General features: G+C 46.7%; 11 protein-coding genes. 5 read left to right on the forward strand and 6 right to left on the reverse strand.

Features of this window, described 5'->3' with window-relative positions; genetic code table 11:
* Positions 1–100: 100 nt before the first annotated feature.
* Positions 101–754: a DUF1330 domain-containing protein gene (locus tag BTA51_RS01945; protein ID WP_094705697.1), complete on the reverse strand. Its 654-nt coding sequence runs from the start codon at positions 752–754 to the stop codon at positions 101–103.
* 141 nt (positions 755–895) lie between these two features.
* Between BTA51_RS01945 and BTA51_RS01950 the strand changes: the two genes are divergently transcribed.
* Positions 896–1,321 (forward strand): helix-turn-helix domain-containing protein, encoded by a 426-nt coding sequence (locus tag BTA51_RS01950; RefSeq protein WP_094706040.1) that lies wholly within the window; start codon positions 896–898, stop codon positions 1,319–1,321.
* Between the two features lie 58 nt (positions 1,322–1,379).
* Here BTA51_RS01950 and BTA51_RS01955 read toward each other — a convergent pair whose 3' ends face one another.
* The gene (locus tag BTA51_RS01955; RefSeq protein WP_094705698.1) at positions 1,380–1,622 is read right to left on the reverse strand and encodes a UPF0175 family protein; all 243 of its coding nucleotides are present in this window, start codon (positions 1,620–1,622) and stop codon (positions 1,380–1,382) included.
* A gap of 350 nt (positions 1,623–1,972) precedes the next feature.
* Between BTA51_RS01955 and BTA51_RS01960 the strand changes: the two genes are divergently transcribed.
* From BTA51_RS01960 to BTA51_RS01970, 3 genes are all read left to right on the forward strand, one after another.
* The gene (locus BTA51_RS01960) at positions 1,973–2,893 is read left to right on the forward strand and encodes a hypothetical protein (RefSeq protein WP_094705699.1); all 921 of its coding nucleotides are present in this window, start codon (positions 1,973–1,975) and stop codon (positions 2,891–2,893) included.
* 319 nt (positions 2,894–3,212) lie between these two features.
* Positions 3,213–3,899, forward strand: a complete 687-nt coding sequence (locus BTA51_RS01965) for an MOSC domain-containing protein (protein ID WP_094705700.1) — start codon at positions 3,213–3,215, stop codon at positions 3,897–3,899.
* Between the two features lie 87 nt (positions 3,900–3,986).
* Entirely contained in the window at positions 3,987–5,069 is a 1,083-nt protein-coding gene (locus BTA51_RS01970) for a S9 family peptidase (protein ID WP_094705701.1), read from the forward strand.
* Positions 5,070–5,126: 57 nt separating this feature from the next.
* On the opposite strand, the gene BTA51_RS01975 is transcribed toward BTA51_RS01970, so the two are convergent.
* Positions 5,127–5,588, reverse strand: coding sequence for a hypothetical protein (locus tag BTA51_RS01975; protein WP_094705702.1), 462 nt, complete (start codon positions 5,586–5,588; stop codon positions 5,127–5,129).
* A gap of 163 nt (positions 5,589–5,751) precedes the next feature.
* On the opposite strand from BTA51_RS01975, the gene BTA51_RS01980 reads away from it, so the two are divergent.
* Positions 5,752–6,438 (forward strand): hypothetical protein, encoded by a 687-nt coding sequence (locus tag BTA51_RS01980; protein ID WP_141215511.1) that lies wholly within the window; start codon positions 5,752–5,754, stop codon positions 6,436–6,438.
* Between the two features lie 10 nt (positions 6,439–6,448).
* On the opposite strand, the gene BTA51_RS01985 is transcribed toward BTA51_RS01980, so the two are convergent.
* The 3 genes from BTA51_RS01985 to BTA51_RS01995 form a co-directional block, all read right to left on the reverse strand.
* Complete coding sequence (locus tag BTA51_RS01985) at positions 6,449–8,416, reverse strand: methyl-accepting chemotaxis protein (RefSeq protein WP_094705704.1); 1,968 nt, start codon at positions 8,414–8,416, stop codon at positions 6,449–6,451.
* Between the two features lie 242 nt (positions 8,417–8,658).
* The gene (locus BTA51_RS01990; RefSeq protein ID WP_094705705.1) at positions 8,659–10,323 is read right to left on the reverse strand and encodes a phosphatidylinositol-specific phospholipase C domain-containing protein; all 1,665 of its coding nucleotides are present in this window, start codon (positions 10,321–10,323) and stop codon (positions 8,659–8,661) included.
* A gap of 412 nt (positions 10,324–10,735) precedes the next feature.
* Entirely contained in the window at positions 10,736–11,188 is a 453-nt protein-coding gene (locus tag BTA51_RS01995) for a hypothetical protein (RefSeq protein ID WP_094705706.1), read from the reverse strand.
* Positions 11,189–11,317: the final 129 nt, after the last annotated feature.

Raw genomic sequence — 11,317 nt, forward strand, 5'->3', positions numbered from 1 at the left:
GATATGATTGGGCTGTTATAGTTCCTTCTATCCCGCATGCTATTATCGCGAGACTGCTAAATTATTTGTCCTCAGGGTAAAACAGACGCCTAATAGCAGTTTAGTTAACCCCACCTGATGTTCTCAAAGCAATTCGAACTCCCGAGCCCCGAATACAAAAAGCAACCAGACTCCAGACGATAGTGATCGCTATCGCAGCAATAAACAGCTCTGGGATATGTACCCCTTGCACTAGCATACGTTCATTTTTTTCCAAGGCCGCCCATTTATGTTTGCTGGCTTCTGCGAACTCAGAGCTTGCAAATATATCAGCAATATCCCTTCTGCTCCGATAACGTACAATCACAAGTCTGTCCCAACCGGTCAGAGTTTCCAGCATCTGGTTACTGCCAAAGATTGGATGCGATGCATGTTGGATAAGTAGAGGCACCATTACTCGGGTAAACCGATCAAATGCCTCACGCCCCGTGACGTTTGACATTTGAGCATCCTGATATGTTGCCTGATCAAAATACTTATATAGGTTGACGGTATAGAACGGCTTCCCATCATCATTTTCCAGAAAGTCACGCAGCGCTGGTATTTTGTGCCTGCCTCCCGGGTTCTGAGGTTGGGACTCAATGATATTCATGTAGCGGGAAACTTCCTCTGCTGTAAGTGGCTCACTAATACCTTGATACCAATAGGTAAAAGCCAGGAAAAATGCCATCGGTAGCAACGTCAGAACAAATATTGCCCGTCTGTTTCGCTTCATACTTCCTGTCCTCAATTAACGCTTAACTCATCACGTGGAGAAAGCACTTGTTATCAAACCAAGCAGCTTGCATTTTGCAAGTAGAATTACCGTAACAGGAACAACTTGTATTTTACAAGTACTTTTAACGATAATGCCCACATGGAATTCAATTCAAAAGATTGCAGATCAAACTGCCCTATCAACTTTATCTTAGAGACATTTGGCGACAAATGGACGCTATTGGTAATACGCGACCTGATGTTCAAGGGTAAACGCCACTATGGAGATTTTCTGGCCTCAGAGGAAAAGATATCCACCAACATTCTGGCTGATCGCTTGCAGCGACTTGAAGAAAGAGGCGTCATAAACAAAACAATAGACCCGAATAACCGCTCCAAGTTTATTTACAGTCTGACTCAAAAAGGCAAAGATTTGCTGCCCGTCATGCTGGAAATTACTGCCTGGAGCGGTCGGTATGACTCCCTGACAAACACCCCAAAGTGGTTTTTGCAGGCACTCAAGGAAGACAAAGCAGGCTTGGCGTCAAAGATTCTGTCAGAGCTGGACGAACCGTCATCCAAGTAGCTCTCACCGATACAACGCTACTGCCCACCTTCACACAGTCGTTACTGGTAACGATTCTTCATCGACCAAACAGGTTATTGTTCTTACGCGCATTGAGGGAATTGTCACTCTCATAGTTCACGGTCTCATTTCGGGAAATCAGAAAACTATGGAAGTCGAACTCATTCATCCCCAATATTTTACCCGCCACTGATCCAGTCAGACCTTTAGCTTTGTACACAGCAATAGCCAGAAGCTCTAATGCTTCTTTCTCGTCGAGATTGCACTGCTGGGCGATATCATCGTTTATTTCAATTCTCATCACTTACTCCTTGTTGAATGACTTTCGTAATTGAAGCCAGGGTATTGGTTTGCTCTCAATTGGCTATTTCCCGCAAGAGTCTAGGACAATATGCAAACAGGGAGAGCGTTCATCTGCTTGATATTCAGATCTGACAGTCTGTCCATACCTAGCTTGCATGTCATCTACCTGCGATACCAGAGAACAGTATCAGGAGACTCGGCAAGCATTAGTCATATGGCCGGTAAGGATTCTATCGTGAATGGCTCACAGTTTATGATGAGTTAAGAGAACAAAATGACGGGTTTAGAGAACAAACAGCGCCTTATGTCCTGATAGTTCAGTCATTTGAAGACGAGATGGAAAAAAATATGGAAATGAAAGCATTTGTTGGGACGAATGAATTTGGCGAAGTCCTCCATATAGCTGCATTGGCAGCAGCTATGTCTATTAAGAATCAGAGCATGGTTGTCAAAATCATTCCTGCAGATCCAAGGGAAGAAAAAATCAGTGTAGAGCAGGCAAGACGTTTTCTCGCAAAGTTTGGTGTCCAAGCCTTCCAAGCCAAATCTCAATCCAGCGATGATCTGGTACCGGGAAAAACCACTGAAACCATTTACCAACTGCTTTCTGATAAGGGTTCGTCAACAACTATGCGAATAGGAATACGAGATGCGTTCCGCAGAGTCTGCCAACCCGGAAGTGATTCAGAAGCCGCAGGAGAAATATCCAAGTTGTTCGGAAAAGGATACAAGAAAGATAAAGTTCTCGTTTGGGTTCGCAAAAATCACGAAGGTGGACGAGGCATGTCAGAAGACGCCCTTAAACAACTAACCACTGAGATAAAAAGAGCAGGACTTGTTCCGGTGCTAGCTGGCGACAAACCAACTAAGCCTATAGCCAGAGCCTTAAATCTCGTCGACCTCCAGAGAGGTTACTATGAAAATGACGAATCCTATGTCAAGCAAGGCGCACTTTTGAGCACAGCCCAGAAATTGGGAGTTTTCGCCTCCGTTGGAATGATGAGCGGGGGCATGGACTTCGGAGCTTTTCTCGGAATTCCGACGGTCAATATCACACCCAGTAAAACAAGTGGAGACGCCAACAAAATATCCGATAGGATGAAAGCTCTGGCTGAAGTCACTTTCACAAAAAATGTTGGGTTTAGTTCCGCCGACTACAACTCTGGGAATAAAGGCTCTTCCTTGCCACGTGTCGTGATCCAACAGGCAATGAGTCATATCAATGACTGGAAGCGAAGAGATGCTGAGCCCAGCGGCTGGTGGAGTTGAAGCGTCATGTAAGTTAGCCCGGGGTTGACTCGCAAACACTGGACCACCTATCATGGCTACAAATTGTAGCCATGATACATTTCGTACAAGGACAAATCGTTATGGACAACCCCTCTCTGCAATGCTGCAGACATTGTGGTCAAAATGCCTTCATAGAATGGCAATCCCATCGTTCTGATAGTGCACGTAATACCGTCGTTATCAATACAACGCTTACCTGCCTCAACTGTATGTTGCCCACCAGCACAGACCCGCAAGCATCCTCCAAACTTTCTGATGAGTAGCATCTGTCAAACAGTGTCATGCCCGCCAGATTGAAATGAAAATTGGAACCATCAGATCTCTCCATCGTTATCCGGTCAAGTCCCTACAGGGGGAGTCGTTGCCAGAGGCGCACTTGAACCTCAGGGGACTTGAGCAGGATCGTCTTTTTGCAATCCAAAACCCACAAGGCAAATTTGGCAGTGGTAAAAATACCAGACGATTTACCCGAATCGATGGACTCCTGGCCCTTAAGGCTTTCATAAAGAAGGATGAAGTGTTTATCGAGTTTCCCGATGGACATGTCATTAGTTCAGAGTCAAACCTGCTGGAAAGTTCATTAACCAATTACTTTGGCCAACCTCTCTCCCTTTCCAGGGAAGCGGATATTTCCCATTTTGATGACGGCCCGGTTCATGTCATTACCACCGGCGATCTGTTACGGGCTAATTTAGCTGAAATAGACATATGCCGGTTCCGACCCAACTTGGTGATTGAATCAGAGATCGATTTATCTGAAGAAAATCTTAATGGGAAAACACTTACCATAGGATCGACTCAGTTAAAAATATCGCATCAGACGGAGCGATGCCGGATGGTATCACTGGCACAAAACGGTCTTCACGATGCCCCATACTTGCTCAAACAACTGGTCAATGGGGGCAACTGCTACTTTGGCAGATATGTAGAAGTAACCGTTCCAGGCTCCATCCGGCAGGATGATGAGGTATTTCTCAATGACTGAATCACCTTAGTCCTTCGCTGGAAGCTATTTGCCAATCAGCATTAATCCAGGCGGCGGTCACCCATCATCATTAACCTGGAAAGACTCATGAATACATCCATCAAAGCCGCTATTGGAATAGTTTCAGCCCTCATCCTATCCAGTGCATTGGCCCTTGATGTCCTGGATCAGCATGAGCTGCATGATGCTGAACGTATAGATCTGCAGTTCCCACATCAGGATGACCATCTGTCTGCCACTTTACTTCTGCCCGAGGGAAATGGGCCTTTTCCGGTCGTAGTTTTTATACACGGTGATGGACCAACAGATCGTTTCGCCGACGGGGGTTATATCCCGATTATGAATAACCTTTTGAGAAATGGCATCGCCAGCTTCAGTTGGGACAAAGCTGGAGTGGGTCAATCAAGCGGACACTGGCTCGAACAGACAATGGCAGATCGGGCAAATGAAGCTGCACAAGCAATATCGTTACTTAAACATCAGGAAAAAGTCGGTAACATCGGCGTCCTCGGCTTTTCCCAAGGTGGTTGGGTCTTGTCTCAATTAGCGGAAAATAAAGCCGATTACGATTTTATGATTGCGGTAGGTGTGGCCGTTAACTGGCAGCGCCAATCCGAGTATCTACAGCAACAACGCATGCTGCATAGCGGTTTCAGCAATGACCAGATTGACACCGTTCGACAGTACGAGAGGCGCGTTATCCAGGATATCCTCTTACCACAGGCCCCCTACAACGAGTATTTGGCCTTTATGGAGCACAACCCCCCTCCCTCGGGTGCCTACGCCGAACCTATGAGCCAATCCCGCTACCAGTTCGTTGCCCGCAATCTGAAGGTGGATATGGAACTCGGGCTGGCTCAAATAAAAGTACCATTTCTGGGAATATTCGGAGACAGCGACCTCAACGTTGACGTAAGAGAGAGTTTGGCGGCTATCACCAAAGCATTTAACACGACAGGACATCAAGAGTATCAACTATCGTTGTTACCAAATGCCACTCACAGCATGCTTAAGGCCGATTCCTATAATTTCCAGACAACCTCTCAATGGACCACAATGGCACAACTCAATTACCTGCTCGAAGGTGAAGATGCCTTTGCAGAGGGATTTTTTGACTTGCTGGTAAACTGGATTCACGGAATTTCAGCGAAGGAAAAACTCAAAAGTTAAGGCAATGAGCCATTTCCCAATTTTTCGGCAATCAACTAGTTTGCTGAGCATCACTATCTAATATGACCTGTCAGGTATCTGTTCGACTCCCTGGGAGAGATTCCTGGAATCGATCAATAGCCTGACTAAGATAAGCGGCAATCCCACGATAATGCTGGTGGTGACAATATCAAGAATTGAGTGATACCCCTGGTAGAGCATCACGAGTGAATAAAGCAACAATGCCCCAATAATCCACTTGGTCATCCGGGTAGTGATGCTGATTGAGACGCCCATCGCAATGGCAAATGCGGTATGAGTACTGTAATCCCCTCCAAACGAAGCCCATATCAGAAACTGGTTATCCAGATACAGAAATCCGTAGACCAGCACCAATCCACCTAATAGAAACCCGATCCGTGCCCTGGCTTTAGGAAAAGTCCGGCTGTACAGATCGTTGATCAACAATCCAGTGGTGAGCAAGAACAACAAGGGATTAACCTTATCGCAGATGGCATCAATTATTTCGTACTCTGACATTATCTTCCTTTCCAGGCAGTCATCCATCACTCTGTTTCAGGACAGCCTGTTGCCTATTAACTTTCATCCCGACAAAATACAGCTACATCCACAGCGGGACGTTTTTATAATCGAACAGCAAGACTTAGTTCAAGCCTGTTTTGTAAATATTGGAAATCCATCAATGTTACGAATATCCAAACTCTTATTTTTGCCGATTGCATTCATCCTGGTCGCCTGCCAGACAGGTGGTCTGGCATTCCAGATTGAATATCAGGATGTTGAAGGTCTCAGGAAAGGCGCGCCTTTAACCCACGAAGAGGAAACCATAGGCACTGTAAAGAACATAGAATATACCGACCAGGGAACCTTCCTGGTCGGCGTGGAAATGGCTGACCAATATCGTCATTTGGCAAACCAATCTGCATTTTTTTATATCAGCGAAGATTCCAGCTCAAATAAGATTGTCGAACTTGTAGACAATGATGAACCTGGTGCTCACCCCATGATTGAGGAAGGACAGGTCATCAAGGGCAGCAACCGTATCACCGGCATGAGCCAAAAATTCCAGAATCAGTTCAATAGTGCTGTTGAGTCACTTTCAAACAGTATCCAAAGCAGCTGGAAAAACTGGAAAGAGGAAACCCTTGAGCAGCAAATGGCTTACCTGGAAGAAGAGCTGAACCAGCTAAAAGAGCAAGCAGGGGACCTCAGCGAAAAGATGCGTAAAGACTATGAAACCCGAATTCTTCCTGAGCTTAACAAGCAGATCGATGCTCTGAAAAAACAACTGGAAGAACTCGGCCGGGAAAACGAATTAGACGGCATAGAGAAGAAAATGGATGAACTGAACGGGCTGATAGAAGCATAGAGTCGGCCCGCTATTCTGTACGAAACCTGGAGACCAGTTGGGTGAGCTGCTGACTTAGCTCAGTCTGCTTGGCACACAAGGACTCTACCTGACTGGAAATATCCGATACCTGGTTGGCAGATTCATTGATCGTCACGATATTCTGGTTAATGTCTTCAGTCACCAGGTGTTGCTCCTCCGTCGCACTGGCCGTCTGTGTCGTCATATCGCGAATCTGCTCCACAGCCGACTCAATACTCTCAAACGCCTGGAGCACTTCTGCCGATAACGACACGGCAGCTTCAGATTCTTTGGAACTGCGCTCCATCGTGGCAGATACATCTTTAGTACGCTGAACCAGTTGAGTGAGGATCTTATTGATTTCTTCAGTAGAATCCTGCGTGCGTTTAGCCAGACTTCGCACTTCGTCTGCCACCACCGCAAAGCCACGTCCCTGTTCTCCCGCACGGGCGGCTTCTATTGCAGCATTCAGCGCAAGAAGGTTGGTTTGTTCGGCAATATCCTGAATAGTTGAAAGAATGTTGTTGATATTGCCGGTTTCTTTCTCCAGCTCCAAAATCACAGTATTGGACGACGTAATACTCCTTCCCAATTCTTCGACGCTGGCAGCACTACGATTGATTATATCTTTGCCTACCTTGGTGGCGGACAATCCTTCTTCGGAGACTGACGCAGTATCGACACAGTTCTTTGCCACTTCATTGGCCGCAGAAGCCATCTCTGTTACCGCGGTGGCAATCTGCTCGATAGAAGAACGTTGATGAGCAGAGGCGGCGGCCATTTCTGTGGCACTGCCGTTTGTATTCACCGACACCTCATCCATGTTGATGGAAGTGCTCTTGATAGCCTGAATCATGTTCTGCGTGGACTCAATGAACTGATTAAACCATTGCGCCAGCTCACCGGCTTCATCACTGGAATCAACACTAATACGGGTGGTTAGATCACCCTCCCCTTCGGCGATAGTCTTCAGATTGTCCTTCACCGAGTTGATCGGCGTGACAATCCGGTTAGCGATATACACGCCGGCAAATCCAAACAGCACTACCAGAATCAAGCTGACTAGTGCGGTCGTCATAGTGACATCTTTGGCACCGGCAAAAATTTCACTTTTTTCCATCAAACCGACGAATTTCCAGTTCAGCTCGTTGGAATAGTAGACATTTGCCATATATTCCACGCCGTCGATCTCAAACTCGATAATCCCCGATTCGGTTTTATCGATCATGGCAAAGTAATCGCCATCCATGCTGTTGAGCGCTTTAAAGTTATTCTTGGGATTACCTCCGTCTACCAGAATATTGCCACTTCCTTCGACGATCATCACATAGCCGGTTTCGCCAAATTTGATCTGCTGGACCATATCCGTCAGAGCTTTTAGAGACACATCAATGGCAACCACGCCTTCAAAGTCATTCTGACTGTTACGAAACCCTTTAAGAACAGAGACATATACCGCATCGTCCGGCTCATAATAGTAGCCATCCCGGCGAACCAATTGATAATTCGCATCACGCCCCATATCAAACCATGGCCGCTTTCGAGGATCCCAATTGCTGTAGTCAGCCGTTCCGGGCCACTCAAGGTAACCACCTTGCTTGTCTCCCATATAGACATAACCCAACATGGGATTGTTCTCGCCAATAGCGCTGAAGAGTTCAAATAAGCGCTGTTCCCGACCACCATTTTGCATCGCCACCTGGGACGGTTTCTTCCCTTCAGCGAAATAGGTGGTGAGACCTCCGGAATTGGTATCACTCACGGCGGGATAGTCAGCCATGAAAGCTACCGTATACCCAATGACATCAAAAAAGTTCTGAAACGATTGGTCGATAATGGAGATGTCCAGATTACTGGCATCAAGAAACTGCTTTTCTGCCTGGGTAGTGACATTGCGGACTGTAATGATCGCAACGATAAGAACGGGTAACAGAGTGGTAACAAGAAACGCGGTGAGTAGTTTGGTCTTTATTTTCATCAACTGTCTCCGGATAGATAAACAACGACCCGATACTCGTAACAGTTGAATATCCGTTCGCGATATCTTTAATCATAGAGAATAGACAAGGTCGGAGTTTTTATCCAAGAAACAGGCAGACAGCAAGGCGCTAAAACACTTAAAGGGGATGTTACGAATCTGTCGGGATGATGACCAAGAAGAAGTGCAACCTGCTCCACTTTAGCGTGGAGCAGGTTGGTGTTTAGAACCTATAAGGAAACTCAGTCCCAGCTCCAGCGTTGTGATTTTCCTCCATGGAAAGTCCATAGATGAGCCCGCATGCCATTTCCCCAGAAAGGATCTTTGATATCCAATGCCATGCTAGGTGCATTGGAAATACGGAAAGAATTACTGGTGCCACGTAACCAAACCTGGTTGGCACCGTCATGACAGGACCAGAGATGAATTCGGGTTCCTTCACTGGTACCCGCGCCAGACACATCGACACATTTGTCCGGTGCACTCTTATTGTGAATGCGACCGAACTGATCCTGCCACCATAACTGGCTGTCTGCGCCATGGCAGGACCACTGATGTATCTCAGTGCCATTGGACGTCGCCCGATCCTCAAGATCCAGGCATTTCCCTTTATCGTTGCGTAATTTGCGCCACTGAATTTCTCCGCTATCTGCCGGCGGTGTCACCAGGGGAAAATCTCCGGGAAGCCAGTTACCCTCCTGGTCGCGGTCAGCATAATTTACCCAAACCCTATCGAAGCCAAGTGCTTCCTTGGCATTTCGGAGCAATCGATTGTCGTATCCATTTTTAGGGACATCAAAATCGAAGTCCGCGCCAAATTCCTGCTGGCACATGTATGCACCATATTCCCAAGTCGCGCTGGTCTGGGTGACCTGCCACTGGCCGCTTGTTGCGTTGTAACAGGCAAAAGGCTTGGAATCGCTACAACTGGCATCATTAAAGCGGCCATTGCCCCATTGTTCTGCACAATCCTCGCTCCCTCCCCAGTCATTGGGTTCGTTTTCGTTCCAGCTCCAGATAGCCGCAATCAAACGTGAATCAAAGGCTTTCAATTGATCCAGGCCAATAATGCCGAGATTGCACTCCATCCCCTGTGCCATCAGCTCTGGCGTAATATCCTGGGGAGGATCTCCAAAAACCTCTGACAGCTGAGTGCTGTCCTCATAAATCCTGACCAGGTTGTTTCTCACAAAATCGTTGGAGTACTTGTCAGTATTGCAGTCCGGATACGGGTGAAAATGATCGTTATTAGTGGGGAATCCATAGTTATACACAGTCTGTGCCCATCGCGTGCTGCCACAGTTTCCACCAATTAACATGACTTGTTTCCCGGCATTCAGCACATCTGCCTTACTGATATTCATCGGCAATGTGCTACAACTTCCGGGCTTATAGATTAGTGTCCCAAGATGTCTGTCCAGTACATCGACAACCGCATCATAATTTCCATCTACGTGCTCTTCGAGATAGATGATCAGAACCTCCATCCGGTTACCTGGTTGTTGAAGCCAAGTGGCCACTTCCTTGATACCGTCCTCGAATCGACGATCAAATGCCGAGCAGCCGGTATGGTCATCGGTCCCGTGACATAGCAACAGATCCCCGTAGGTATCGTGCACATCCAACTCAATCGCTCTGATCCCCATGTCCAGCTGATCTACCAGGCTGTATATGTGGTTGGGATCCCAATAGCTGCCGAGATTGGCATAGGCTTTGGAGTTGTAACTATTGTGGGTGTACTGAAAACTGGCGCGCCCCAATGGCTGCCCCATGTCCAGTATACGTTGATAAGAGAGAGCCTGATGAGCCCAGCTATTGGTGAAGTCTTCTACATCATTGGCCTGGACCAAAGCGCAAAAGACTGTCAGCAGAATGAAACTGCTCAGCCTTGAGAAGATAGGAAACATGAAAATTGCCCCGTTTATTATGTTTATATTCCAAGAGGTAGTTATTCACAGCTAAATTGAACATCGTTTATTTTTCATCCGACAACATAACGAGGGAGGCATACAGACCCAAGAGACCAGTCGCAAAAATGTAGGAAGGGTCACAGGATGTATAACAAAACTCCAAAATAGGTCATTTGGGTGAAGCCAACCTTTTAGCAAATAGGGCAATCACATGCGTCCGGCATCACGCACGTTAAGCCTCCGGAGAAAAGGGAAACGGCAGAAAGCATCTCAGCCTCAGCGGAAAACGAATGACCAGATGCTGGTCATCTGGACAAAATGTAAGCAACCTGAAGCTGGAAGTTGGTAACCCGAACTAAATATAGTGGAAGGACTTCAGAATAGTGGAAGGGCTTCAGATCAGAAGGCGTCAGGCCGGAACATTGAGACTGGAATCCATAAACATAGGAGAGCTGGAAAAGTTTTCAGAACGAAAAAATGGAAACCATCCGCGATATTTTGAAGGTGCTTCATAAGCAACATAGGAGAGCCCTGAAATCACAACATTCCGGGTGGATGTCGCCTCAGTGACCTCATTAGGATAAGCCAATATCACCTGCCCCTGACGTAACATATCCAGTTCCGTCCCCTGGGGCTCTATGATCTTGACAATAAGATGTGCGATCTCGAAAACGTGCTCTACCTGTTCCACCAGGTAAGCTCCGGCAGCTTCGTACTCCTGATCGGAAATATCTGCTGCCTGTCCAGCACCGCATTCCACGACCACTTTGTGTCCCTGGCTGGAGAGTTCTTTCACTCTGGCAGGGGTCAGGCCTACACGAAACTCGTTAGATCTTTCTTTAGGTAGTCCAATGATCAACATACGTATTTATTCTTATTTTTTGAACTTGGGTGCTGATTATATATCGTACAGATAGCAGATATATCTGATATTTTGTTATTGATAGATGAAAATGCTTTTTTTGATAGGCGAAACAGTGAAATTACAGAT

Source organism: Hahella sp. CCB-MM4 (assembly GCF_002260525.1).
GTDB lineage: Bacteria > Pseudomonadota > Gammaproteobacteria > Pseudomonadales > Oleiphilaceae > Hahella.